The following is a 25072-nucleotide window of genomic DNA, read 5'->3' on the forward strand; positions in this document are numbered from 1 at the left end:
CGCTACTACACCGCCAGGCGCTGCTGCATTTCGACCTGGACCTGGCGGGCATCCTCCAGGATCAGCTCGGCGCCCTTCTCCGCCACCATCATCACCGCCGCGTTGGTGTTGCCGGAGGTGACGTTGGGGAAGATCGACGCATCCACCACGCGCAGGCCCTCGATGCCGTGCACCCGCAGGCGCTTGTCGACCACGCTGGACTGCGGGTCGGCGCCCATGGCGCAGCTGCCGCACAGGTGGTAGATGGAGCCGCAGTTCTCGCGGAAGTACTGCAGCATGGCCTCGTCGGACTGCACCGCCGGGCCCGGCAGCACCTCCTCCACGGTCACCGCCTTGAGCGCCGGGGCATTCATGATCCTGCGGATCAGCCGGCTGCCCTGGATGGCCTCGTCTATGTCCTTCTGCGTGCTCAGGTAGTTGGGGTCGATCAGCGCCGCGTCGGCCGGGTTCTTCGAGGCGATGCGCACTTCGCCGCGGCTGGTCGGCCGGCACGGGTTGAAGCACAGCAGGAAGCCCGAGTACGGCTCCGGCTTGAGGCTGGCCTTGCTGCTCTTGGGAATCTGGTAGGACAGCGGGTTGAAGTACAGCTGCAGGTTCGGGTGCGCCTGGCCCTCGTCACTGCGGAAGAAGCCGCCGCTCTGGTTGACGCTCATGGACAGCGGGCCCTTGCGGGTGAACAGGTACTCCAGGCCCAGCCTGGCCTGGCCCAGCAGCGAGCCGAAGTCGTCGTTGAGGGTGCGCACGTTGGCCTTGTAGTAGTAGCTGACGCACAGGTGGTCCTGGAGGTTCTTGCCCACCGCCGGCAGGTGCAGCACTTCCGGAATCTGGTGCTGGCGCAGCAGTTCGCGGTCGGCCACGCCGGAGAGTTGCAGCAGCTTCGGCGAATCCACCGCGCCGGCCGCCAGTATCACCTCGCGGCGCGCGCGGAATTCGCGCTGCACGCCGTGCTGGCTGAGGCTCACGCCGACGGCGCGCCTGTTCTCGTCGAACAGCACGCGCTCCACCCGGGCGTGGCGCTCGATGTTCAGGTTCGGCCGGCCCAGCGCCGGGTGCAGGTAGGCGAAGCTGCTGGAGCAGCGCTGGCCGTCGCGGGTGTTGACGTCGTAGATGCCGGCGCCTTCGAAGTGCGCGCCGTTGAAGTCCTCGCTGCGCGGGTAGCCGAGTTCCTCGCAGCCCTTGAGGAAGGCGTCGCAGATCGGGTGGGTGTGGCCCTTCATCGGGCTGATGCGGATCGGCCCGCTGCCGCCGTGGTACTCGCTGTCGCCCAGCGGGTGGGATTCCAGCTTGCGGAAGTACGGCAGCACTTCCTTGAACGACCAGCCGTCGTTGCCGTTGGCCGCCCAGTCGTCGAAGTCGTGGGCCTGGCCGCGCACGTAGATCATCGCGTTGATCGAGCCGGAGCCGCCCTGCACCTTCCCGCGCGGCGCGTACAGCTGGCGGCCGGCGAGCTGCTGCTGCGGCTGGCTGTAGTACATCCAATTGAAGGTCGGGTTGTAGTAGAGCTTGGCGAAGCCCACCGGCACCTTGAACCAGGGCGAGGAATCCTTGCCGCCGGCCTCCAGCAGCAGGACGTTGTACTCGCCGGACTCGCTCAGGCGGCTGGCCAGGATGCAGCCGGCCGAGCCGGCGCCGACGATGATGTAGTCGTAAGTCATGAATCTCGTACCGCAAGTAAGGGGGCCCGCGCCGGCCGGCGCGGGCGCGGGTGTCAGCCCTTGGCCGGGGCGTTGTCCTTGACGTCGACCGGCTCCGGGCCCATCTGCAGGTGCAGGCGCTCGCCGGTGTAGGGGGAATGCCGGCGCACCACGTCCATGTCCAGCTCCACGCCCAGGCCGGGCTCGCTGGAGGGGATGATGTAGCCGTCTTCCCAGTGCAGCGGCCTCTTGAGGATTTCCGCGTGGAAGCCGTCCCAGGTGCCGATGCTTTCCTGGATCAGGAAGTTCGGCGTGCAGGTCGCCAGCTGGAAGCTGGCCGCCGCGCCGATCGGGCCGTTGTACAGGTGCGGGGCGATCTGCGCGTAGAAGGCCTCGGCCATGGAGGCGATCTTCTTGCCTTCGAGCAGGCCGCCGCAGCGCCCGACGTTCATCTGCAGGATGGACGCGCCGCCGGCCTGCAGCAGGCGGAAGAACTCGTACTTGGTGGTCAGCCGCTCGCCGGTGGCGATGGGGATGCTGGTCTTGGCCGCGACCTGGCCCATGGCCTCTTCCTGGCCCGGCGGAATGGGCTCCTCGAACCACAGCGGGTCGTACTTCTCCAGGCGCCTGGCCAGGCGGATGGCCGAGGACGGCACCATCTGCCCGTGGGTGCCGAACAGCAGGTCGCACTTGCTGCCCACCGCTTCGCGGATCTTGCGGCAGAAGGTTTCGCAGCGCTCCAGCACTTCCAGCGACAACTGGTGGCCGGAGAACGCGGTGTAGGGCCCGGCCGGGTCGAACTTCAGCGCAGTGAAGCCCAGGTTCATGTTGTGCACCGCGCATTCGGCGGCCAGGTCCGCGTCGGAGTAGTCGTACTCGCCCCGGGCGTTCTTCGGGTACAGGTAGGTGTAGGAGCGCAGGCGCTCGTGGACCTTGCCGCCGAGCAGCTCGTACACCGGCTTGTTCGCCGCCTTGCCGACGATGTCCCAGCAGGCCATTTCCAGGCCGCTGACCACGCCCATCATGGTCAGGTCGGGGCGCTGGGTGAAGCCGCTGGAGTAGGCGCGGCGGAAGAAGCGCTCGATGTGGTGCGGGTCCTGGTCCAGCAGGTAGCGCTGGAACACGTCCTCGATCACCGGGACCATCGCCTTCGGATGGAAGGTAGCGGCGTAGATTTCGCCCACGCCCTCGATGCCGCAGTCGGTCTTGAGGGTCACGAACAGCCAGTACATGCCGCCGATGTGCGGCGGGGGGACGGCGACCACGTGGGTCTGCAGGGAGACGACTTTCATGCTTCGCGCGCTCTCTTGTCGATGCGTTTCTTCAGGATCAGGGTGGCGACCACGCCCAGCAGGCCCACCGCCACGACGTAGGAGAAGTAGATCTGGTAGCCGACGAAGCCGGGGAAGCGGTCGGTGATCCAGCCGTTGAGCAGCGGCAGGAAGACGTCCGGCGAGTAGCCGACCAGGGAAATGATGCCGATGGCCAGGCCGGTGACGCGCAGCGGAATGTGGCAGTCGTCGAGGATGGCCCAGTACAGGCCGCGGATGGCGTAGGTCATCAGGCCGATGAAGATCACCAGGAACACCAGCACACTCAGCACGTGCAGGCTCGGCAGCAGCACCAGGCCGAGCATGCCCAGGGCCGAGAGCAGCATGGCCCAGGTCAGCACCCCGGTCTTGGAGAAGCGGTCGCCCAGCCAGCCGCCGCCGATGCCGCCGACCGGGCGCATCCACAGCTTGATGGTGGTGATCAGCCCGGCCATGGTCGCGCTCAGGCCGAAGCCGCCTTCCTGCAGGTAGGCCGAGAAGCTGTAGGTGGCCCAGAAGAAGTGGTAGCCGCAGAAGACAATGGCGGTCACCAGCCACAGCTCGGGGATGCGCGCCAGGGTGCGCAGGTCTTCCAGCAGGTTGCCCTTGCCCGAGGCGGCGCGCTCGCCGCGCACGCCTTGCGGGTCGCGCAGCATCATCAGCACCACGCCGAGGACGATGCAGCAGGCGGCGTAGAGGTGGATGACCAGTTGCAGGCCCTCGGCGTTGCGCTCGCCGCGGGTTTCGGTGACGTAGGCGAACAGCGCGATGGCCACGGTGGCCAGCAGCGCCTCCACCAGCCCGCGGCCGCCGTCGAGCACGCCGAAGAAGCGGCCCTGCTCGGCCTCGCCGGCGAGCATGTTCACCCGCTTGATCAGCGAGGCCCAGAAGGTCAGCCCGGTGGTGATGCCGAAGCCGCAGAAGATCGCCAGCAGCGCCTGGAAGCCGGGCAGCTGCGCGTACCACAGGCCCAGCACGCCGGTGCCCAGCAGCGAGAAGCTGATCAGGTAGCGCGGCGAGATGCGGTCGGCCAGCCAGCCGCTGGGCAGGTAGCTGACCAGGAAGGCGCTGCCGAGGATGGAATACAGGTAGCCCAGCTCGCTGTTGCTGATGGCCAGGGCCTCGAGCATGGTGCTCTGGTACACCTGGCGCAGGTAGAGCATGGGGTAGATGGCGCCGGCGGCGAGCACCAGCAACGCCAGTTGCAGGTAGCGCGACAGGTTGGCGCTGGACGGAGCGGCCATGGGCATGGCCTCTGCACTTATTGTTTTTTTCATCATGCGTCTCGTGGCCGGCGCTGGCACCGGCGGGTTGTCGGAAAAGCGCGGCGCGCGCCGGGCATAGGCAGGCGCCCGGCGCGGCTCGTCAGTACTTCAGGACCACCAGGCGGGTCTGGGTGAACTCCAGCATCCCGTGCTTGCCGTCGTCGCCGCCCAGGCCCGAGCGCTTCCAGCCGGCGTGGAAGCCCTGGTAGGGGTCGGCGGGGGTGCGGTTGACGTACAGCTCGCCGGCCTCGATGGCGTTGGCCACCTTCATCGCCGTGCGGTAGTTCTCGCTGTAGAGCACCGAGGACAGGCCGAACTGGTGGTCGTTGGCCATGGCCAGGGCTTCGTCGAGGCTCTCGTAGCGCAGCACCGGCAGCACCGGGCCGAAGATTTCCTCCTGGACGATCTCCATGTCCTGGCGGCAGTTGCTCAGCAGGGTCGCCGGGTAGAAGTGCCCCGGCCCTTCCGGCAGCACGCCGCCGCACTCGAGCACCGCGCCTTCGGCCAGGGCGCGCTGCACCTTGGCATGGATTTCCTGGCGCGAACGTTCGTTGACCAGCGGGCCCATGCGGCTCGGGTCCTCGCTGCGGTCGCCGCTGCGCACCGCGGCAAGCTTGTCGCGCAGCAGGGCGAGGAAGCGGTCGTGCACGCTGGCCTGCACGTACACGCGCTCGATGGCGGTGCACAGCTGGCCGCAGTGGGTGGTCTTGGAGGCGGCGATGGCGCTGGCCGCCTGCTCCAGATCGGCGTCGGCCTCGATGATCGCCGGGGTCTTGCCGCCCAGTTCCAGCGACGGTTTGGCGATGTTGGCCTTGCAGTAGTCGAGCACGGTGCGCCCGGCGCCGACGCTGCCAGTCAGGGTGATCATGCCCACCGCCGGGTGCTGGCAGAGCGTAGCGGCGACCTCGTGGACCATGGTCAGCACGTTGAACACGCCGGCCGGCAGCTCGGCCTCGGCGGCGGCGCGGGCGATCTCGAAGGCCGAGGTCGGGGTGTTGTTGCTCGGCCGCACCACCACCGTGTTGCCGGTGATCAGCGCCGGGGCGACCTTGCGCAGCAGGGTGTAGACCGGGTAGTTGAAGGGGATCAGGCAGGCCACCACGCCGATCGGCTCGCGCTGCAGCAGGATGGTCTCGTCGCGGGAGTCGCTGGGGATCACCTCGCCCTCGATGCGCCGCGCCCACTCGGCGTGATAGCGGGTGATCTGCGCGGCGTAGACCGCCTCGTTGGTGGCGTCCTGCAGGCTCTTGCCGGACTCGCGGGCCAGCGCCTCGCCGATGCGTGCGGCGTTGCGCTCGATGGCCTCGGCGAAGCGCCGCAGGTATTCGCCGCGCTCGATGGCCGGCAGCCTGGCCCAGTCGCGCTGAGCGCGTTGCGCGGCTTCCACGGCCTGGCGCACCTCGGCCTCGCTGGCGGCCGGCACCTCGGCGATGCAGGCTTCGGTGGCCGGGTCGGACACGGCGATGCGGGCGGCCACGGAGCAGTCGCGGAAACGGCCGTCGATGAAGTTCTGGTCAGTACGCATGGGCATTCCTGTGGTTCAAGCAGCGCGGTGGCGGAGGAACGACAGGAGCGACGCGGGGCGGGCGCTAGGCCGCGCCGGCAGGCGGGTGCGGGCAGGCATGGGAAACACTCTTGTCGTTCTTGGATGGCCAAGTTTCGACAGGCGCGGCAGGCCGGACAAACGATTAATAGCGCCGGGCAACCTGCGTTTTTCGCATGTTACCCGGCGGCGTTTCAGCGCGGGCTGACGATGTGCGCGGCGTTGTCCAGGCTGCGCTCGGCCAGGCGCACCTCTTCCAGCAGCCAGTCGCGGAAGCGCTCCACGTGCTCCGGAAGTTCCTGCCCCGGGCGGCTCACCCACCAGTAGGACTGGTGGCCGTCCACCTGCACGTCGAGCAGTTGCACCAACTGCCCGGCCACCAGCTCGCGGGCCACCATCTGGCGGTCGGCCATGGTCACGCCCAGGCCGTCGATGGCGGCGCGGATGGCCATGTCCAACAGGTCGAACTCGTAGCCGCCCTGCAAGTCGACGCCCTGAATCTTCGCCGCGTCCAGCCAGTGGCGCCAGGTCAGGTAGCGCTGGTCGTCGCGGGCCAGCACGTGCAGCAGGGTCATGCCATTGAGCGGCATCCCCTGCTCCGGTTCCTCGCGCTGCGCCAGCAGGCCCGGCGCGCATACGGCGATGTGCTTCTCGTGCATCAGCAGCGAACTGTCCAGGCCCTCCCACTCGCCGTTGCCGAAGCGGATGGCGCAGTCCAGGGTGCCGGTCTCGGCCAGGCTGTCCTGCAGGTGCGTGGTGAGGGTCACCTCCAGCCCCGGATGGGCCTCGCGCAGGCGCCCCAGGCGCGGCAGCAGCCAGCGGCTGGCGAAGGTCGGCGGGGCGTTCAGGCGCAGGCGGTTGAGGTGCTGGCGCTGCTGGATGCCGCGCACCGTCAGCTCGATACGGTCGAACGACTGCTGCAACGCGCGCAGCAGCATGCGCCCGGCGTCGGTCAGTTGCAGGTGGTGGTGGCGGCGCTGCAGCAGCGGCTCGCCGAGCTGCTCCTCCAACTGGCGCACCTGGCGGCTGACCGCGCTCTGGGTGACGTTGAGCAGTTCGGCGGCGCGGGTGAAGCTGCCGGTGCTGCCGGCCACCTCGAACGCCTTGAGTGCATTGAGCGCCGGGATCTTGCGCTTCATCGCTGGCCCTCCCCTCGCGCCCCCGTTGGACGCGGCATGCGCATTGGAGTATGGCAACGGCCGCGGAGTCACCGCGGCCGCAAAGGCTCCTCACTCAAAACCTGTTTACGACCTCGCGAGCTAGAGCAGAACAAGGCGCAACGACCAACGGGAGTAACAGCCGAAGGCTGGCCCGAAGGGCGAGCGCAGCGAGTCAGACAGGCGAGGAAGCGGAGTTTAGGCCGCTAAATGAGCATTCCTCGCCTGTCTTCAACGCAGTTATGCCGACGCGCAGCAGGTCGTAGACAGGTTTTCAGAAGTAATAACCGACGTTGGCGTAGAGCTGGTTCTCCCAGTGGTCGGTGCCGCCCTGGGCCAGGCTGTCGGTGTAGCTGCTGCCGCCGATGTAGGGGTCGTTGCGGCCATTGAGCCATTCCACGGCGATGTAGAAGGAACGCACCGAGAACGAGGTGCCGAGGATGAAGCGCTCGGAGGCGTCGAAGCCGCTGGCCGACTTGTCGAAGCGGCTGTAGTTGCCGTACACCTTCAGGCCACTCACCCAGCCGCCGACGAAGGTGCCGGGGAAGCTGTAGCTGAGGTCGCCGACGTAGAGGTTGCCGCGGCTGGCGACGTTGAAGGTGCCGTCGTAGCCGCCGAAGCTGACCACCTCGTCGCTGCCCGGGTTGCGCGGCGACATCTGCTGGCGCCCGGCCTGCAGCTGCACGCCCCAGGGGCCGTTCTGCCCCAGGTAGTGCAGGGCGTAGGCGTTGCGCCGGCCGGCGTCGTGGGTGTCCTTGTTCTCCAGGCGCGAAGTCAGGGCCGACACGCCCACCTCGGACTTCCAGTCGCCCAGCTGCAGCGAGCGCGCCAGGCGCGCGACCACGATCTGCCGTTCCTGGTTGCGGGTGCCCTCGGGCACGTAGTCGTCGGCCGAGGTCACCACCGTGGAGTAGGTGCTGCCGTTGCTGGTGCCGCGCCCCGGCCAGGCCGGGCGGCCGTACAGGCCCGCCTGCAGGTTCCAGTCGCCCTGCTGCTGGATGTACTTGGCGCCCACCGCCGAGACGTCCTCCAGGCCCACCACGTTGCCGAGGGTCTCGTAGAAGGTGCTGCCGAAGAACGGCTGCAGGCCGAAGGGAATCTGGTTGAGGCCGACCTGCACCTGGCGCTCGGCGTCGAAGCGGTAGCCGACCCAGGCGTACTCGGCGAAGGCGACGTCGCCGATGTGGTCGGTGTACTGGTAGGGGTACTGCTTGCCGTAGAAGCGGTAGCGCGCCGCGCCTATCCAGCTGTCGGAGGTATAGGTGGCGCGCAGCATCAGGGTGTCGAAGCCGGCCTTGTCGATGTCGCGGTCCGGGTCGTGGTCGAAGCGCGCGCGGATGGCGCCGCCGACGTCGAGTTCGTCCGTCACCGGCACCGCCAGGGCGGCGGCGCTGCAAGTCAGCAGAACGGGAAACAGCAGGTGCGCACAGCGGCGCGGCAGGGGAAATCTGGCCACAATGGAAAGCCTCGGCGAAGTTCTTGTCGTTATTCGGCGCACCGGCGCGGACACTCCCCCCACACCTTGTGCGCGGCCGAAACTAGCCCCTGGCGCGAGCCGCGCACAAACGACTAAATCGCCGGGCGAACCGGAGAAAAACGCATGTTTGCAGGACCGGCCCCGGCGCTAGAATCGGCGCATCACGACCAGCCCGCGCGCGCCACCCCGCGCGCCCTTTCGGAAGCCGCCCCATGCGCAGCCTGCCGCCCCTGAACATGCTCCGGGTCTTCGAGGAAGTCGCCCACCACCGCAGCTTCAACCGCGCCGCCGAGGCGCTCAACGTCACCCAGGGCGCGGTCAGCCGGCAGATCAAGCAACTGGAGGACTACCTGGGCGTCAGCCTGTTCGTGCGCACGCCGCGCGGTCTGACCCTCACCGAGACCGGCAGCGCCCTGGCGCCGCACCTGGGCGAGGCCTTCGACCGCATCGAGCGCGCCCTGCAGGCGGTGCGCGTGCCCAACCTGCGCCAGCGCCTGCGCATCCTCGCGCCGCCGACCTGGGGCACGCGCTGGCTGTCGCCGCGGCTGCGCAGCTTCCTGCAGCGCTACCCGGACATCAGCCTGAGCGTGACCAACGCCCAGGATGCGGACAACCCCGGCGAGCTGGACTGCCGCATCCGCTTCGGCCTGAAGGCCGCCGCCCACTGCCACAGCCAACTGCTGGTGATGGAACGGCACATCGCCGTGGCCAGCCCGGAGCTGTTCGACGGCGAGCGCCCGCCGGAGCTGCACACCCACCCGCTGCTGCACATCCTCCACGAGGGCAAGCGCCTGAAGGTCTGGGAGAACTGGCTGGAAGCCGTGGGCCGCAACGACGTCGACGCCGGCAGCGGCATCGAGTTCAGCACCCTCGACCAGGTCATCCACACCGCCCTGGCCGGCGGCGGCCTGGCGGTGATCGACCGGCAGATGATCGAACGCGAACTGGCCGCCGGCAGCCTGCTGCCGATCACCCCGGTGGAAGTGCTCGGCCCCTACGGCTACTGGCTCGACATCCCCGCCGACAAGCGCGGCCTGTCCAAGGTGCAGCGCTTCCAGGACTGGCTGGAACTGATGAGCAACCCCTAGCCGTTTTGAGGATTTGCCGACAGCTTCGCCCCTCGCGTGGAAATCTCCCCCGTCCGACTCGGAGGAATTGCACAGACCTTGCCGCTCCTCCCAAAGGCATGGCGGTCCAAGATCATGCGCTGGAGTCTGCCCCCGCTCACGGACGCCAGAAATCGCCACCGCAAGGACCCGATCATGTCTATCAAGCACACACTGAACCTGCTGGACGAGCGACTGCTGAAGGAGTTGCTCGACGCAGCCCAGGAAGCCCTGAACGATACTGCCACCGCCAAGCGCGTCGCCCACGTACTGGGCGTGGAACCCGCGCGGGTCCACGCCCTGGCCAACGTCGCCCTGGGCCTGTCGCAGGCGGACGACGAACGCGCCCACGACGTCGGCACCCTGCGCCAGCTGGACGACCTCACCCGGCGCATCCGCGGGCTGATGAGCCCCTGAGGCCACGCGGCCGTCTCCCGGCGCCTAGCAGCCCTGGAGGGCATCCTCGGCGTGGCCCTCTTCGACCAGGCGCCTGGAGCAGGACATCCCCCGACCGTAGGGCGCATAACGCGAAGCGTTATCCGCCGTTGCCGGATGGCACCTCCAGAACAGCCTGAGGTGCCTAGCGGTATCTACTTACGGATGCCGGTAGCTGGGGGTCGCCCGCTCGAATCCTGATGGGCAAGCTCTTCAAAAAGAGGCGCTGTCGGATACACCAGGCGTAACCGGTCCATATCGGAAGATTCGAAACCCAGCGACTTGTAGTACCTTGCCGCCGCCTCATCCTTGGCGTCGACTGCCAGGAAAGCGATACCGGCATGCTTCGACATTGCATAGAGGCGGCGAAATACATCAGCGAGTAGTCGTTGCCCCAACCCCTGCCGTTGGCACGACCTATCCACTGCCAGACGACTCAGCAGCACTGCCGGAAGCGGATAGCGCGGGAGCCGTTTCCGCTCCTGCTCGGCCACGTCCTCGAGGCGAACCGACGTACTCGCCAGCGTGTAGTACCCGAGGAGCGTTCGCTCCCTTCCCAGCGCCAGGAATGTCCTGGACAGATGGCGCTTCTGATCCTGGGAGGCGTATTTGACGATGTAGTCGTTGAGGTCTGGAGAGACGCAGTCAAACGTCCTGCGGTTCACCGACTTGTCGAAGTCGACAGTGATGAAATCCATTCATTCTTCTTGGCGCCAGCAGTCAGCGCAGCGAGAGGATCTTCTTCAAGGCCTTGTTAGCCTTCGGTGGGTTCTCCAGCATGTCCAGTGCCCGTCGGACATTCAGAACCGTCTCACCACAAGCTGCGAATCGATCGGTATCCCGTGACGCATCCCTCGCCTGGAGCGATGCCACGTGCATCGGCTCATGACCTCTCACCGCTTCGGACAAGGCGCTCGCAATCCGACTGCTGCTGTATTGGAAACTCCGCATGGCATGATTGTATGGCTCGATATGTTCCGCCACGATTTCCGGGCTTTTCATGTCCGCGGCACGAATGATGGCGGCATAGAGATTCTTCTGCTCTTCCTCGTCGTCCAGATGGACATGCAGGTAGCGTCCGGTCTCTTCAGGATCGGTAACAGGCACTTCAATGGGAACAGCTCCGGGCTGGATAGCCTTTCTTTCCTTCCCTGTCTTCGCTTTTGCAGTCATGAGCACCTCGTGCAGTGCTCAATTATTGCACAAGCTCATACAGCGCATGCATCCCCGCTCCATGTCCGAAACGTCCCGATCGGGAATGGGAGAAAAGCCATTTCGCCTCCCAACCTGAACAGGGAGCCCCTTCACCGCAGGCTCCCTGACACGGCCGGCTAGAGTACTGCCATCACCTTCGCCGCCGGCTGCGCCGGCCCCGCCTCGCCTTCGCCCCTGCCGGCGTCGGTCAGCGTCAGGTACTTGGTCTCCGGCGCCCAGGCCATGGAGATCAGCGCGCCGAACAGGAGGATGCCGGCGAGGATGGCCATGGTCGGGTTGAGGCCGATGCCGGCCACGCTGACCGGCAGCAGGAAGGTGCTCAGCGCCGAGCCCAGGCGGCTGGCGGCGGTGGCCAGGCCGATGCCGCCGGCGCGCACTTCGGTGGGGAAGCTTTCCGCCGGGTAGACGCCGACCAGGTTGCTCACCGCCGAGAGCACCAGGGTGAACAGGCCGAAGGTCGCCACCATCAGCCAGGCCAGACTGCCGGGCAGCAGCACCAGCAGGAAGAGCGCGGCGGAGAGGATCAGGAAGGAGCCGATGAGGAAACCGCGGCGGGTGAATTTCACCGTGCACCAGATGCCCAGCAAGGCGCCCACCACCAGCAGCGCGTTGAGCAGCATCTCGGTGCCGAAACCCTCGGCCAGGCCCATCTTCTGCAGGATCGACGGCAGGAAGGTGTAGATGGCGAAGTACGGCATGACGATGCAGATGAAGAACAGGCAGTTGAACGCGGTGCGCTTGCGGTACTGCGCGCTGAACAGCTGGCGGAAGCCGCCCTTGTGCTCCTCGGCGATCTCGTCGTCGAGCACCACGTGCGCGCCCAGGTGCTTGCGCACTATGGCCCGCGCTTCTTCCACACGGCCCTTGTGCACCAGCCAGCGCGGCGATTCCGGGGTGCCGATGCGGGCGATCAGGATCATGGCCGCGGGGATCGCCGAGGATGCCAGCATCCAGCGCCAGGCGTCGTCGCCCAGGCCGAGCATGGCGGTGCCGACGAAGGTGGCGGCGACGTAGCCGAAGGTCCAGATCACGCTGAAGGAGCCCAGCAGCACGCCGCGGTGCTTCTTCGGCGAGAACTCGGCGAGTATGGCGTGGCCGACGCTGAAGTCGCCGCCCAGGCCGATGCCAATCAGCACCCGGCAGAGGAACAGTTGCAGCGCCGTCTCGGCGAAGAACTGCAGCAGCGAGGCCAGGGTGATCAGCACGAAGCTGATGAGGAAGATCTTCTGCCGCCCCAGGTGGTCGGAAATCCAGCCGAAGAACAGGCTGCCGAAGAACAGGCCGAGCAGCGCCGAGCTGCCGATCAGGCCCTGCCAGAAGGGGTCGAGGTTCAGTTGCGGGTTGATCAGGGTGAAGGCGATGCCGATCAGCCCGAGGATGTAGCCGTCGGTGAAGTGGGCGCCGAAGGTGAGGCCGGCGATCTTGATGTGGAACCTGCCGATGGGCAGGTCATCGATTCTGACTGTGTTACCCGACATGATCGTCTCCGAGTTTTTTTCTTGTTGTCTGAACGGAAGGATGACCGCCGCACCGGTCGGGGCGGCGGCGGTTGGCGGAACTCCTTAGCGGCGTGGCCGCGGCTGCATGCGGGGCGGCGTCAGTCGGACAGGCCGCCGAGCAGCAGGTACTTGATCTCCAGGTAGTCGTCGAGGCCGTACTTGGAGCCCTCGCGGCCCAGGCCGGATTCCTTGATGCCGCCGAAGGGCGCCACCTCGGTGGAGATGATCCCTTCGTTGATGCCGACCATGCCGGCCTCCAGGCCCTCGGCCATGCGCCAGACGCGGCCGATGTCGCGGCTGTAGAAGTAGGCGGACAGGCCGTAGGGCGTGTCGTTGGCCAGGCGCAGCGCCTCGGCCTCGTCGCGGAAGCGGAAGCAGGCGGCCACCGGGCCGAAGGTTTCCTCGCCGGCGATGAGCATCCCGGCGTTCGCCTCGGCCAGCACCGTGGGCTCGTAGAAGGTGCCGCCCAGGGCATGGCGCTGGCCGCCGCAGAGCAGCCGGGCGCCCTTCTCCAGAGCGTCGCCGACATGCTGTTCGACCTTGGCCAGGGCCGCTTCGTTGATCAGCGGGCCCTGCTCGGTGTCGCCTTCCAGGGCGTTGCCCACGCGCAGCCCGCGCACCGCTTCAGCGAGCTTGGCGGTGAAGGCTTCGTACACCTCGTCCTGCACGTAGAAGCGGTTGACGCACACGCAGGTCTGCCCGGTGTTGCGGAACTTCGAGGCCATGGCGCCGCGCACCGCGGCGTCCAGGTCGGCATCGGCGAAGACGATGAAGGGCGCGTTGCCGCCCAGTTCCAGGGAGACCTTCTTCAGGGTGTCCGCGGCCTGGCGCATCAGCAGCTTGCCGGTGCGGGTGGAGCCGGTGAACGACAGCTTGCGCACCACGCCCGAGGCCTGCAGCGCGCCGCCGATGGCCGGGGCGTCGCCGGAGACGATGTTGAACACCCCGGCCGGGATGCCCGCCTGCTCGGCCAGCACGGCCAGGGCGAAGGCCGACAGCGGCGTCTCTTCCGAGGGCTTGAGGATCAGCGTGCAGCCCGCCGCCAGAGCCGGGCCGACCTTGCGGGTGACCATGGCCAGGGGGAAGTTCCACGGGGTGATGGCGGCCACCACGCCGATCGGCTGCTTGGTGACGACGATGCGCGCGTCGGCCTTGGGCGAAGGGATCACGTCGCCGTACACGCGCTTGGCTTCCTCGGCGAACCATTCGAGGAAGCTCGCGGCGTAGGCCACCTCGCCTTTCGCCTCGGCCAGCGGCTTGCCCTGCTCGCGGCTGAGCAGGCGCGCCAGTTCGTCCTGGCTGGCCAGCATCAGTTCGGCCCAGCGGCGCAGGCGCGCCGCGCGTTCCTTGGCCAGCAGAGCGCGCCAGGCCGGCAGGGCGCGCTCGGCGGCGGCGATGGCGGCGTTGGTTTCCTCGGCACCGCCGCGCGGCACCTCAATGATCACCTCGCCGGTGGCCGGGTTGCGGACCGCGTAGGTCGGGCCGCCGCTGTGCCACTGTCCGTCGATGTAGTGGCCGGCTTTCAGCAGTACGCTCATGCCACGGCCTCCGTCAGCGAAAAGGTCTCGCGCATCGGCCGGGCCACGCGGAGGATGCGCTTGCCGGCGGTGTAGTCGTTGATCAGGTCGCAAGGCGTGTAGTTGCGCTCCAGTTCGTAGAGTTCTTCCTCGTCCAGGCGCGTCTCCAGGGCGGCCAGGGCGCTGTCGAACTGCGCCGTGGTGTCGGCGCCGACCAGCATGCAGTCCACGCCGGGGTGGTTGAGCACCCAGGCCTGGGCGACCTGCGCGTTGCTCACGCCGCGGCGCCGGGCCACGCGCTGCACCGAGCGGGCGATCTCGAAGGAGGCCTCGTCGGCGTACATCTGCTGGGTGAAGAAGTCGGTCTGGTTGCGCGTGGATTGCGCATCGCCGGTCAGCAGGCCGCGGGCCAGCGGGCTGAACACCGAGACGCCGAGGCCCTGGTCGCGGCAGAAGGGGATCATCTCGCGCTCTTCCTCGCGGTAGGCGCAGTTGAGCTGCAGCTGCATGTTGATCGGCTTGACCCAGCCGTTGCGCTCGCAGGCCATGAGGATTTTCGCCAGTTGCCCGGTGAGCATGGTGGATACGCCTATATAGCGGGCCTTGCCGGCGCGGACGATGTCGTTCAGCGCGCCCATCGCCTCTTCCACGGGGGTGTTCAGGTCATAGAAATGCAGCATGTAGATATCGACGTAGTCCATGCCCAGGCGGGCCAGGGAGGCGTCGATGCTGTCCATGATGTGCTTGCGCGAATGGCCGCTGGCGTTGATGCCCTGGCGGGTGCCGTAGCCGACCTTGGTAGTGACCACGATGTCCTCGCGGCGCACCAGGCGCTTGAGGATGCGCCCCACCACTTCCTCGCCGATACCGGCGGAGTAGAAGTCGGCCAGGTCGACGAAGTTCACCCCGGCGTCCAGCGCGTGCTTCACGATCGGTTCGCTGCGCTGTTCGTCGAAGATCCACGGCTTCCAGTCCGGGGTGCCCATGTTCATGGTGCCCAGGCACAGCTTGGAGACCTGCAGGCCGGAGTTGCCGAGACGGATGTATTGCATGGCGGCGACCTCAGGCTTTGGGGGTGTAGAAGGGGTTGGCGATCTGCCCGACCACGTCGGCCAGCTGCGCGCGCTCGGGCTTGCAGGCCAGCGCCGCGCGGATGGCGGTGCGGCAGGCGTTGTAGTTGTTCAGGTAGACGGCATCCAGGTCGTCGCAGGCCGGGTTGACCCAGTTGGCGGTGACGATGGCCCACTCGTCCTCGGCTTCGGCCGGCAGGGTGCCGTCCAGCAGGGCCTCGGTGACGGCCTTGGCGATGCCGGCCTGGGACGCGCCCCAGGTGGCGTTGGCGTGCAGGTCGCCGCCGATCGGGGCCTTGTTCACGTAGAGGGTCATCGGCTTGACCGGGAGGTTCGGCTGGGCGATCACCATGAACGGGCAGTGGCCCTGGCTGGGCGAGGCCAGGCTGCCGGCGAAGGCCTGGCCGGCGGGGCCGTTGCGCGGGCCGAGCAGGATGTTGATGTGCGCGGCGTTGACGCCGGGGCCTTCGAAGCCTTCACCGATGTAGAGATCGAGCTGTTTCATGGGTACCTCGTGGGATCGTCAGGGCGAGCGGGGGCGCGGACCGCGAAGGTCCGTGCGCAGGGCTGCGGGGCAGCCGGGTTCAGTAGGCGGTTCGCGACGGAATTGGAGGAGGAACGAGCGGGAAGCGGGAAAGCAGCGGGAGGAATGAAGGCATGGCGCAGTCGCTCGTTGTTGTTGTCGGGAGCCGTTGCGCGATTTTTTAGCACCGGCCCGTTGCGGGCCGGTAAGCATAAAAACTCAAGGAGCTATGAGTTCAGCTCATAACCTGGAGGGGTTCAGATGCCGACCTTGTCCAGGGCCTTGCCGACGCCTTCCCAGAAGCGCCGCTGGCGCCGCACCTCGTAGCCGCTGGCGGCGATCTGCGCCGGCTCCTGGACCAGGCGGGTGCGGGCGATCTCCGGTTCGGCCAGGCGCGCCTCGATCAGTTGCAGCGGGCCATCGCCCTCGCTGTGGCTGCGCTTGGCGGGCACGCGGTCCTCGTCGTAGCGCAGGTAGTAGACGCCGCCGGCCTTGGCTTCGAGCATGAAGCTGGAAATACGGGTGAAGTCCAGCGGGCCGTCGGCGAAGAAGGTCCAGAAGCTGCCGAACAGCGGCCGGCGCATTTCCAGCTTGAAGCTGCCCGGCTCGAACTCCAGGGCCAGGTAGCCGTTGCTCGGCAGGCTGCCGATCAGCTCGTTGTTGAGGAACAGGCCGGGGGCTTCCAGTTCCTCGTCGGCCCACTGGTTCTGCGGGCGGTAGAGGTAGACCAGGGCATGCTGCGCGTCGCCGGGTCGCAGCGGCGCGAAAGCCTGGCCGTCGGTGGCGCCGAAGAAGGCGCCGGGGGAACTGCAACCGGCCAGCAGCAGGAGAACCAGGCCCAGCAGCGATCGCAACATGCGTCAGTCCCTTCTTGTGGTCATGCCGCGAGCATAACCAGCGCCGGCCGCCTAGCCACCCGCCGAAAGTCCGGGTGGCGGCGCCTCAGGGCAGCGTGGCCGGGCGCCTCTGCGCCGCCTGCGGTAACAGGTGACGCACCAGCCACTTGCGCGTGGGTACGACCAAGCGCTCCTGGAACAGCACGCAGCTGACCACCATGAACAGCAGGAACAGCGGGTACAGCCACAGCGACAGCTGCTGCTCGGTGGCCGCGGTGATGCAGTAGGCCCAGTCGGCCAGGCAGTCGCCGGGCGCGCGGATCAGCTTCTCGGCGCGGGAGAACAGGGTGAACAGCGGCACGTGCAGGGCGAACAGCGACAGCGAGGCCGCCCCCAGGCGCGGCGACCAGTGGCGGATCGCCGGACTGTGCGGGTCGCGCGGCAAGGCGCTGATGTACACCAGCGCCAGCTGCGCCGGCAGCAGCAGGCCGTTGTGCAGCAGGAAGTACCAGTGCCGCGCGCCCTGGGTGTAGAGGTAGTCGGCGGCGAGGAAGTTGGCCACCACGAAGCCGCCCAGCGCCAGCACCGCGCCGGTGCCGGGCAGGCGGCCGCTGTCCTTGTGCTCGCGGAACAGGCCGTAGGCGAGGATGCCGCCGAGGAATTCCGGCAGGCGCAGGATGGGGTTGCGGTGCAGCAGGCCGGTCCAGGGCATGCCGTACTGCTGGTGCAGCGCCAGCAGCAGCGGCGGCACCAGGTACAGCAGCCAGAGCGCCAGCAGCGCCCGCCGCTTGTTGCCGATGCGCATCAGCCGCGGCGCCAGCGCCGGGAAGCAGAGGTAGAAGAAGAACAGCGTGGACAGCGACCAGAGCGGCGCGTTGAAGGTCAGGTACAGAGGGTTCCAGGCCTGCAGCATGGTCAGCTGGAGGATGCTGTTGAGCAGCAGCTCGCGGTCGCTCATCCAGTGGCGGAACAGCTCCGGGTGGCTCTGGCCGAGGCGCTCGTGGGTGTCGTAGACCACGAAGCGCGGGGTGGCCTGGTCCAGGTCCGGGCCGATGCCCAACTGGCTGATCAGCAGCAGCACGCCGATGGTCAGCAGGATCGAGAAGATGTGGATCGGGTAGAGGTTGGAGAAGCGCTTGGTGAGGAAGCTGCGCGGGCTCTCGCGCAACTGGCCGTCGGTGACGTAGACGTGGGCCAGGAGGAAGCCGGAGAGCACGAAGAAGGTGCTGGTGGCGAAGAAGCCCAGGCTGGTCAGCTCGTCCAGCCCGCGGAACTTCTGCTCCGCCGGGTAGGCATGGAGGGTGTGGTAGACCACCACGTATATCCCGAGCAGGAAGCGCAACCACTCCAGCCCGATGAACCTTTCCTTGCCGCTCTTGTTCACGACCCTGCTCCCGTTCTCCCCGGGGTGCCTGCCCCGGCGGACTGCTCAACGGCGACGATCGAGGAAGTTCACCACCACCCGGTCGAGCCAGCCCCACAACCGCTGGTGCAGGCGCATCCACAGGGAGCGGCCGTGCCACAGCGTGAAATCGATCTCCCGGCTGGCGGCGAAGTCGGCGATCAGGCAATCGGCCACCGCCGCCGTGAAGTCGGCGTCCAGTATCTCGATATTGGCATCCAGATTGAACCGCAAGTTCCAATGATCGAAGTTGCACGAACCGACGCTCGTCCAATCGTCCACCAGCACCACCTTCATGTGCAGGAAGCGCGGCTGGTACTCGAAGATGCGGATGCCGGCGCGCAGCAGGCGCGGGTAATAGCGCTGCCCAGCATAGCGCACGGGGGCGTGGTCGGTGAGCCGGCCGGTCAGCAGCAGGCGCACCTCCACGCCGCGCCGCGCGGCCTTGCGCAGCGCCCGGCGGACCTTCCAGGTGGGCAGGAAATACGGCGTGGCCAGCCAGATGCGCTGCTGCGCGCCGTTCAGGCTGCGCACCAGCGACTGCAGGATGTCGCGGTGCTGGCGGGCGTCGGCGTAGGCCACCCGGCCCAGGCCGCTACCGCCCACGGGCGTGGGCGGCAGGCGCGCCGGCGGCAGCATCTGCTGCGGGCGCCAGGCCTTGGCCTGCAGGCAGGCATGCCACTGGCGCTCGAACAGCACCAGCCAGTCGGCCAGCACCGGGCCCTGCATTTCCACCATCACCTCGTGCCAGGCGCTGGTGTTCTCCGGCACCGACCAGAACTCGTCGGTGGCGCCGGCGCCGCCGACGTAGCCAACATCCTGGTCCACCAGCAGCAGCTTGCGGTGGTCGCGGAACAGATTGCGCCAGCCGCCGCGCCAGCGCAGCGGGTTGTACAGGCGCAGCTCGCCGCCGGCCTCGCGCAGCCGGCGGCCCCAGGCGCTGCCCAGGCGCAGGGCGCCGAAGCCGTCGAACAGGCAGCGCACGGCCACGCCGCGGCGCAGGGCGTCGATCAGGGTTTCCAGCAGCAGCTCGGAACAGGTGCCGCCCTCCACCAGGTACAGCTCCAGGTCCACCTGGCGCTGCGCCCGGGCGATGGCCGTGAGCATGCTCGGGAAGAAGTCCTCCCCGTCCACCAGCAGGGCGAAGCGGTTGCCGCTGCGCCAGGGGAAGACCGGCCCGCTCACCGCTGGGCGAAGATCAGCACGGCGCCCACCGGCACCGCCAGGTTGATGGTCTGCAGGCCGGCGAGCTTGCGCAGTTTCTCCACCCCCGGCGCCAGGCCGAAGTCGGCGGCATCGAGGATCAGCGGCGACAGCGTCACCACCTGGAAGCGCCGTTCGTCCAGGCGCGTCACCAGCACCTCGGCGCGGTAGGCGCGGCTGGCGCCGTGCAGGTCCAGGCGCAACGGCAGCGGCATTTCCAGCTGCGCGCCGTTGGCCAGGCCGAGGATCGGCCCCAGGTCCAGCTGCGCGTCCACGCTGGCCTCGGGGTAGCGTTCGGTCTCGAACAGCAGCTCGCGGATGCGCTCGTCGCGCAGCGGCACGCCGCTTAGCACCGAGTCCAGCTCGATGCGCAGGCTGGCCTTGCCGTGGTCGTCGACGCTGCCGTGCATGACCAGGAAGCGGTTGTTGTCGGCGCCGGCGGCGCCGCGGCCGGTGACGAAGTTCAGCCGCGAGGACTCGTAGTCGAGGTACCAGGCCGCCTGGGCGGAGGCGGCGAAGCAGGCCGCGAAGAGGAAGGCGAACAGCGAGCGCATGAAATCCCTTACATGGAAAACGACCGGATCAACGGCCAACGATAGCCGCCCGCCGTCGGCTTGCAAACCGGCCGGCGAGCCCGTTGGGCAGGCGGCAGCGCCATTGGTTCAGACGTAGGGCGAATAACCGTTCGCGGTTATCCGCCGATACACCGAGACCGCAGCCAATGCCCAGGTCAACCCAGACGCCGCCGGGAACCAAGGCCAAGCGGCGGATAACGCCGTAGGCGTTATCCGCCCTACGGCTGCGGCAGCAGCCGGCAGCCCTCGCGCAGGCCGAGCCAGGCGGCGGTCTGGGTGCTGCCCAGGCCGCTGGCGGTCACGCGCTTGTGCTCGGCGTCGTCGAGGAAGGCGCTGGTCGGCACGTACTGCTTGGTGTAGCCCTGGCAATACTCGGCGCTGTTGCCCATGACGTAGCGGCAGGAGCAGTACTCCTTGGCCGTGTAGGCGCCGATGATCGGCGGGAAGGACTCCAGGTGCACGCGGTTGGCCCAGGCCCAGCCGGCCAGGGCGACCAGCGCCAGGAGCAGCAGGCTGAGCAGCGGGTGGCGGCGGATCATGGCTTGGCCTCCGGCTGGGCGAAGGCCGCGAGGGCCCGCTTGAGGAAGTCGTCGTGGCGGTAGCTGCCGTCGCGGTCGTCGGCGTAGCGCACTATCACCAGCTTCTGGTCGGGCAGCACGTAGAGCGCCTGGCCCCAGTGGCCGAGGGCGGCGAAGGCGGTTTCCGGGGCGTTCGGCCAGGGCAGGCCGGCGCCGGCCGGGGCGCGGTTGAGCCACCACTGGCCGCCGGGCACGCCGTCGCTGGCGTCTTCCGCGCTCGGGCGGTAGTTGGCGAACGGCGTGAGGGCGAACTGCATCCAGGCCTGGGGCAGCAGCTGGCGCTCCTTCCAGCGTCCGCCGCGCTGCATCAGCAGGCCGATGCGCGCCAGGTCGCGGGCGCTCATGTAGGCGTAGGAGGAGCCGACGAAGGTGCCGCTGGCGTCGCGTTCCCACACCGCCGAGCGGATGCCCAGGGGCTCGAACAGCGCGGTCCAGGGGTAGTCCGCGTAGGCGTCGCCGACCATCTGCTTGAGGCTGGCGGCGAGCACGTTGCTGTCGCCGCTGGAGTAGCGGAAGCGCTGGCCCGGTTCGGCGTCGGCGGGGAAGCCGGCGACGAAGCCGGCCATGTCGTCGCGGCCGCGGGTGTAGAGCATGGCCACCACCGAGGATTTCAGCGGGGCGTATTCGTAGTCTTCCTCCCAGGCCAGGCCCGAGGCCCAGTTGAGCAGGTGGCGCATCTTCACCTGCGGGTGCGCGGCGAAGGGCGCGAAGTGCTGCGCCACCGCGTCGTCCAGCTGGAAGCGGCCCTCGCCGTAGGCCACGCCGAGCACGCAGGCCATGATGCTCTTGCTCATCGACCAGGCCAGGTGCGGGGTCTGCGCGCGGGTCGGCCCGGCATAGCGTTCGTAGAGCAGTTGACCGTCGCGGATCACCACCACGGCATCGCTGCGCACACCCTGGCGGGTGGCGTCGTCGCGCGCCGGGAAGGCATAGGCTTCGAAGGCCTGCAACGCCGGGCCACTGGGCGCGGGGCCGGACTGCCAGTCGGCGTCCGGCCAGGTTTCCGCGTGGGCCGGCGCCAGCAGGCACAGGCCGGCGGCCAGGGTGAGGCCACGCAGCAGCGGGCGCAGGGAGGGCATGGGCATCGGCGGGCCTCTTGTCGTCAGCTCCGGCGGAACCCTAGCACGCTGCCATGACGGCTATAAGCGCCGATCACGCCGTAATGGCGGACGGATTCAGCGCGGCACCTGGTAGTCGGCCGGGCCGAGCAGGTCCATGCCGCATTCCAGGCCGCTTATCCAGTCCAGGAAGGCGTCGATCATCGGCCGCCCGACGAAGGGCCGGCCGTGCTGCGGCACCATCATCTGCACGTCCAGGCCGCGCACCATGTCCGCCCACAGCCGGCACACCTTGTTGCTGGCCATGTAGCGGCGGTGGAAGCCGAGCATGTGCGGCAGGTGCTCGGCGAAGTCCTGCACCGGGCTGGCGTCGTCCACCAGGGAGGCGCCCATGTCGCCGGAGAAGAGGATGCGGCTGACCGGGTCGTAGATCTGGAAGTTGCCCACCGAGTGCAGGAAGTGCGCCGGCAGCACCTTCAGCTGGCAGCGCCCGAGGCTCAGCGACTGGCCGCGGTCGGGCACGGCGATGACGCGGTCGTAGGTGGAGATGCCGTGGCTGACCGCCAGGTAGCTGGCCGTCAGGTGCGGCAGGAAGCGCGCCCAGAGCTTGGAGCAGACGACCTTGGCGCGGGTGTGCAGCAGCCACTTGTCCAGCGCGGCGATGATGTCCGGGTCCTGGTGCGAGGCGAAGATGTAGTCCAGGTCCTGCAACGGCATCAGCTTCGACAGTTCCAGCGACAGCGGCGTGTAGGTCAGGTCGCCGCCCGGATCGAGCAGCAGGTACTGGCCGTGGTCGACGATGAGGAACTGGTTGGACTGCACCCCGTCGCCACTGACGAGGTCGTCGAAGCACAGGCATTGGTGGGTGCCGTTGTCGAACAGCACTATGGGTTCGCGACGCATGGAGCTTCCTGCGGGTCATGCCGGTGGGGCGGCGGAATGTCGCGCAGGGTACCCAGGCGCGGGCGCAAGCCTCACTGACTTGGGTCAAGCCCCAGTGCCACCCAGGCCTTGTCCAGGCGTCTGGCGCGGGCGCTGCCGCCCAGGGCGAGCACCGCGCGGTCGCGCTTCCACAGCTGCGCCCAATGCTCCGGGCCCTGGGCGATGGCGGCGTCCAGCGCCGGGGCCAGGGCGTCGAACTGGGCGAACAGGCCGCCCAGCAGCAGGTGCGTCGCTGTGTCGCCCACCGGGTGCCGCGCCACTTCGGCGCAGCCGGCCAGCAGCCCGGCCAGGCGCAGGGGCAATTCCCGCGGCCAGCGGCTGGCCAGGCCCACGCCGTACAGCCAGGCCAGCAGCGCGGCCATCACGTGCAGGTCTTCCAGGCCGCGGAACGGCTTGCTGTAGGCGTCCCAGCCGTCGCCCGGCAGGCGCTCGCAGTGGGCGCCCTCGAGGATCAGCCGGGCGTGGGGGATGTCGGGGATCAGCGGCATGGCCGGCATCGGCTCCAGGCGCGCGCCGGGGGCGCCGGCCAGCACCACGGTCATGGCCAGGCGCGGGGCCTCGCCGTCCGGCTCGTCGCGCGCCGCCACCAGGTACCAGGCGGCGCTGTCGGCGGCGGTGGCGAAGTCCTTGCGGCCATGCAGGGTCAGGCCGTCCAGGCGGGTGGCCAGGTCCGCCGGGCGCAGGCTCTTGCCCTCGCTGACGCAGAGCGCGCCCAGCCCGGCCGGAGCCGCCGGCCACAGGGCGCGCAGGGCCGCCTGGTAGCCGCCGAGGAAGGCCAGGCCGGGGGTGGCCGCCAGGCGCCCGGCGAGCACCGCCAGCTCCAGCGGCCCGGCGCCTGCGGCGCAGGCCAGCAGTTCGGCGTACCAGTCCTCCAGGGCCAGGTCGGCGGGCAGTGGCTCCAGGGGGCCGAGCAGGCGGTTCCAGGGCATGGGGCGATCCTCATCCGGGGGGTGGTGTTGTCATACAAGCATCACGCCAGGGTCACAAGCGTGACACCGCCGCTTCCTAGCCTGAGCTTGCACAACAAAGGCGACCGGCCGCAACCCGCCTGGCCGGCCCATGGAGGCCTCCGCATGAGTCAGACCGCCCACGCCTGCGACACCCCGCGCGAAGAACGCCGCCTGAAAGCCGTGCGCCTGCGCGGCGCCCGCGCCCTGCGCGAAGCCCAGGCCCTGCGCTTCCGCGTCTTCAGCAGCGAGTTCGATGCACGCCTCAAAGGCGCCGAGCTCGGCCTGGACCTGGACGACTACGACAGCCACTGCCAGCACATCGGCGTGCGCGACCTGGCCAGCGGCGCCCTGGTGGCCACCACCCGCCTGCTCGACCACCGCGCCGCCGAGCGCCTGGGGCGCTTCTACAGCGAAGAGGAATTCCACCTCGACGGCCTGGCCGAGCTGCAGGGCCCGGTGCTGGAGATCGGCCGCACCTGCGTCGACCCGGCCTACCGCAACGGCGCCACCATCGCCGTGCTCTGGGGCGAGCTGGCCGAAGTGCTCAACGAGGGCGGCTACCGCTACCTGATGGGCTGCGCCAGCATCCCCATGCGCGACGGCGGCATCCAGGCCCTGGCGGTGATGCAGCGCCTGCGCGAGCGCTACCTGTGCCGCGAGAACCTGCGCGCCGAACCGAAGACGCCGCTGCCGGCGCAGGAACTGCCGGACAACCTCACCGCCGAGCTGCCGCCGCTGCTCAAGGCCTACATGCGCCTGGGCGCGAAGATCTGCGGCGAGCCCTGCTGGGACCCGGACTTCCAGGTCGCCGACGTGTTCATCCTGCTCAAGCGCGACGAGCTGTGCCCGCGCTACGCCCGCCACTTCAAGGCGGCCGTGTGATGCGCGGCGCCTGGCGAAGCGCCCGCCTGCTGGCGGTGATCGGCCTGGGCCTGGCGCTGGCCGCCGGGGTGGCGCTGCTCGAACGCCTGCCCGGCTACGACTGGACCGCCCTGCGCCAGGGCCTGACGCGCTGGTGGCTGGCGCGCCTGAGCCGCGCCCTGCCGCTGCGGGTGAAGGTCTACGGCGAGCTGCCCCGGCAGCCGGCGCTGTGGGTCAGCAACCACGTGTCCTGGCTCGACATCCCGCTGCTCGGCGCCCTGGCCCCGCTGACCTTCCTGTCCAAGGCCGAGGTGCGCCAGTGGCCGCTGGCCGGCTGGCTGGCGGAAAAGGCCGGCACCCTGTTCATCCGCCGCGGCTCGGGCGACGGCAGCCGCCTCGGCGAGCAGATCGCCGGGGCCCTGCAGCTGGGCCGCTCGACGCTGATCTTCCCGGAAGGCACCACCACCGACGGCCGCGGCCTGCGCAACTTCCACGGGCGCCTGCTGGCCGGCGCCATCCAGGCCGGGGTGCCGCTGCAGCCGGTGGCCCTGCGCTACCTGCGCGACGGCGAGCCGGACCACCTGGCGCCCTTCATCGGCGACGACGACCTGCTCAGCCACCTGCTGCGGCTGCTGCGCAACGACCGCGGCTGCGTGGAGATCCACCTGCTCGCGCCGCTGCCCAGCCAGGGCCGCGACCGCGCCCAACTGGCGCAGCAGGCCCACGCCGCCATCGGCACGGTGATCTACGGGGAAGTCGCTCGGGAGCAGGCGCTGGCCGCCTGAAAGAGCCTGAAAGAGAAAGTCGAACCTGCCGGGCGCCACGGCTGGCAGGTTCCGCCCCGGACGGCGGCGCAGGCTTGGGCGCCAGCCGGAAAGACCGGCGCCCGCCATTGGCGGGCGCCCGCCGTCCCCTT

Annotated in this window: 24 protein-coding genes; 4 read left to right on the top strand and 20 right to left on the bottom strand. The window is 68.8% G+C overall.

Annotation, left to right across the window (positions count from 1 at the left end):
• Positions 1-5: 5 nt before the first annotated feature.
• The 6 genes from RN02_RS08555 to RN02_RS08580 form a co-directional block, all read right to left on the bottom strand.
• Positions 6-1655, bottom strand: coding sequence for a GMC family oxidoreductase (locus tag RN02_RS08555; RefSeq protein WP_043314088.1), 1650 nt, complete (start codon positions 1653-1655; stop codon positions 6-8).
• A 53-nt stretch (positions 1656-1708) separates the two neighbouring features.
• Positions 1709-2926: a mandelate racemase/muconate lactonizing enzyme family protein gene (locus RN02_RS08560; protein ID WP_043314089.1), complete on the bottom strand. Its 1218-nt coding sequence runs from the start codon at positions 2924-2926 to the stop codon at positions 1709-1711.
• On the bottom strand, positions 2923-4224 hold the full coding sequence (locus RN02_RS08565) for an MFS transporter (protein ID WP_407733072.1): 1302 nt from the start codon (positions 4222-4224) through the stop codon (positions 2923-2925). Before RN02_RS08565 ends, RN02_RS08560 begins: the two co-directional genes overlap by 4 nt.
• 85 nt (positions 4225-4309) lie before the next feature.
• Positions 4310-5734: an aldehyde dehydrogenase gene (gene aldA, locus RN02_RS08570; protein WP_043314091.1), complete on the bottom strand. Its 1425-nt coding sequence runs from the start codon at positions 5732-5734 to the stop codon at positions 4310-4312.
• Positions 5735-5946: 212 nt separating this feature from the next.
• Positions 5947-6891: a LysR substrate-binding domain-containing protein gene (locus RN02_RS08575; RefSeq protein ID WP_043273317.1), complete on the bottom strand. Its 945-nt coding sequence runs from the start codon at positions 6889-6891 to the stop codon at positions 5947-5949.
• A gap of 292 nt (positions 6892-7183) precedes the next feature.
• Positions 7184-8365 (bottom strand): hypothetical protein, encoded by a 1182-nt coding sequence (locus RN02_RS08580; protein ID WP_051879288.1) that lies wholly within the window; start codon positions 8363-8365, stop codon positions 7184-7186.
• Positions 8366-8598: 233 nt separating this feature from the next.
• On the opposite strand from RN02_RS08580, the gene RN02_RS08585 reads away from it, so the two are divergent.
• Together RN02_RS08585 and RN02_RS08590 are read left to right on the top strand one after the other, a co-directional pair.
• Positions 8599-9474 (top strand): LysR substrate-binding domain-containing protein, encoded by an 876-nt coding sequence (locus tag RN02_RS08585; RefSeq protein ID WP_043314092.1) that lies wholly within the window; start codon positions 8599-8601, stop codon positions 9472-9474.
• Positions 9475-9648: 174 nt separating this feature from the next.
• Entirely contained in the window at positions 9649-9909 is a 261-nt protein-coding gene (locus RN02_RS08590; RefSeq protein WP_009615762.1) for a hypothetical protein, read from the top strand.
• Between the two features lie 173 nt (positions 9910-10082).
• On the opposite strand, the gene RN02_RS08595 is transcribed toward RN02_RS08590, so the two are convergent.
• From RN02_RS08595 to RN02_RS08660, 14 genes are all read right to left on the bottom strand, one after another.
• The gene (locus RN02_RS08595) at positions 10083-10625 is read right to left on the bottom strand and encodes a GNAT family N-acetyltransferase (RefSeq protein ID WP_024128431.1); all 543 of its coding nucleotides are present in this window, start codon (positions 10623-10625) and stop codon (positions 10083-10085) included.
• Between the two features lie 22 nt (positions 10626-10647).
• Complete coding sequence (locus tag RN02_RS08600; protein ID WP_009615760.1) at positions 10648-11100, bottom strand: hypothetical protein; 453 nt, start codon at positions 11098-11100, stop codon at positions 10648-10650.
• 158 nt (positions 11101-11258) lie between these two features.
• Positions 11259-12620 (bottom strand): MFS transporter, encoded by a 1362-nt coding sequence (locus RN02_RS08605; protein WP_043314093.1) that lies wholly within the window; start codon positions 12618-12620, stop codon positions 11259-11261.
• 119 nt (positions 12621-12739) lie between these two features.
• The gene (locus RN02_RS08610; protein ID WP_043314094.1) at positions 12740-14179 is read right to left on the bottom strand and encodes an NAD-dependent succinate-semialdehyde dehydrogenase; all 1440 of its coding nucleotides are present in this window, start codon (positions 14177-14179) and stop codon (positions 12740-12742) included.
• A complete protein-coding gene (locus tag RN02_RS08615) occupies positions 14176-15210 on the bottom strand; it encodes an aldo/keto reductase (protein WP_043314095.1) in 1035 nt (344 codons plus the stop codon). The genes RN02_RS08610 and RN02_RS08615 overlap by 4 nt, the downstream gene beginning before the upstream one ends.
• A gap of 10 nt (positions 15211-15220) precedes the next feature.
• On the bottom strand, positions 15221-15733 hold the full coding sequence (gene fae / locus RN02_RS08620; protein ID WP_009615752.1) for a formaldehyde-activating enzyme: 513 nt from the start codon (positions 15731-15733) through the stop codon (positions 15221-15223).
• Between the two features lie 275 nt (positions 15734-16008).
• Entirely contained in the window at positions 16009-16608 is a 600-nt protein-coding gene (locus RN02_RS08625; RefSeq protein WP_043314096.1) for a DUF2846 domain-containing protein, read from the bottom strand.
• 85 nt (positions 16609-16693) lie between these two features.
• Complete coding sequence (locus tag RN02_RS08630) at positions 16694-17971, bottom strand: acyltransferase family protein (protein ID WP_043314097.1); 1278 nt, start codon at positions 17969-17971, stop codon at positions 16694-16696.
• Between the two features lie 45 nt (positions 17972-18016).
• Complete coding sequence (locus RN02_RS08635; RefSeq protein WP_152623736.1) at positions 18017-19096, bottom strand: phospholipase D-like domain-containing protein; 1080 nt, start codon at positions 19094-19096, stop codon at positions 18017-18019.
• Positions 19097-19170: 74 nt separating this feature from the next.
• Positions 19171-19746 (bottom strand): YceI family protein, encoded by a 576-nt coding sequence (locus RN02_RS08640; protein ID WP_043314099.1) that lies wholly within the window; start codon positions 19744-19746, stop codon positions 19171-19173.
• A 239-nt stretch (positions 19747-19985) separates the two neighbouring features.
• Positions 19986-20306, bottom strand: coding sequence for a hypothetical protein (locus RN02_RS08645; RefSeq protein ID WP_043314100.1), 321 nt, complete (start codon positions 20304-20306; stop codon positions 19986-19988).
• A complete protein-coding gene (locus RN02_RS08650; RefSeq protein WP_043314101.1) occupies positions 20303-21430 on the bottom strand; it encodes a serine hydrolase domain-containing protein in 1128 nt (375 codons plus the stop codon). The genes RN02_RS08645 and RN02_RS08650 overlap by 4 nt, the downstream gene beginning before the upstream one ends.
• Positions 21431-21520: 90 nt before the next feature.
• On the bottom strand, positions 21521-22306 hold the full coding sequence (locus tag RN02_RS08655) for an MBL fold metallo-hydrolase (protein ID WP_043273332.1): 786 nt from the start codon (positions 22304-22306) through the stop codon (positions 21521-21523).
• A 71-nt stretch (positions 22307-22377) separates the two neighbouring features.
• Positions 22378-23274, bottom strand: coding sequence for an acyl-CoA/acyl-ACP dehydrogenase (locus RN02_RS08660; RefSeq protein ID WP_043314102.1), 897 nt, complete (start codon positions 23272-23274; stop codon positions 22378-22380).
• A 144-nt stretch (positions 23275-23418) separates the two neighbouring features.
• On the opposite strand from RN02_RS08660, the gene olsB reads away from it, so the two are divergent.
• Complete coding sequence (olsB, locus tag RN02_RS08665) at positions 23419-24177, top strand: L-ornithine N(alpha)-acyltransferase (protein WP_043314103.1); 759 nt, start codon at positions 23419-23421, stop codon at positions 24175-24177.
• Positions 24177-24941 (top strand): lysophospholipid acyltransferase family protein, encoded by a 765-nt coding sequence (locus RN02_RS08670; RefSeq protein ID WP_043314104.1) that lies wholly within the window; start codon positions 24177-24179, stop codon positions 24939-24941. Before olsB ends, RN02_RS08670 begins: the two co-directional genes overlap by 1 nt.
• Positions 24942-25072 lie beyond the last annotated feature (131 nt).

The organism is Pseudomonas sp. PI1 (assembly GCF_000812405.1).
Taxonomy (GTDB): domain Bacteria; phylum Pseudomonadota; class Gammaproteobacteria; order Pseudomonadales; family Pseudomonadaceae; genus Pseudomonas; species Pseudomonas citronellolis.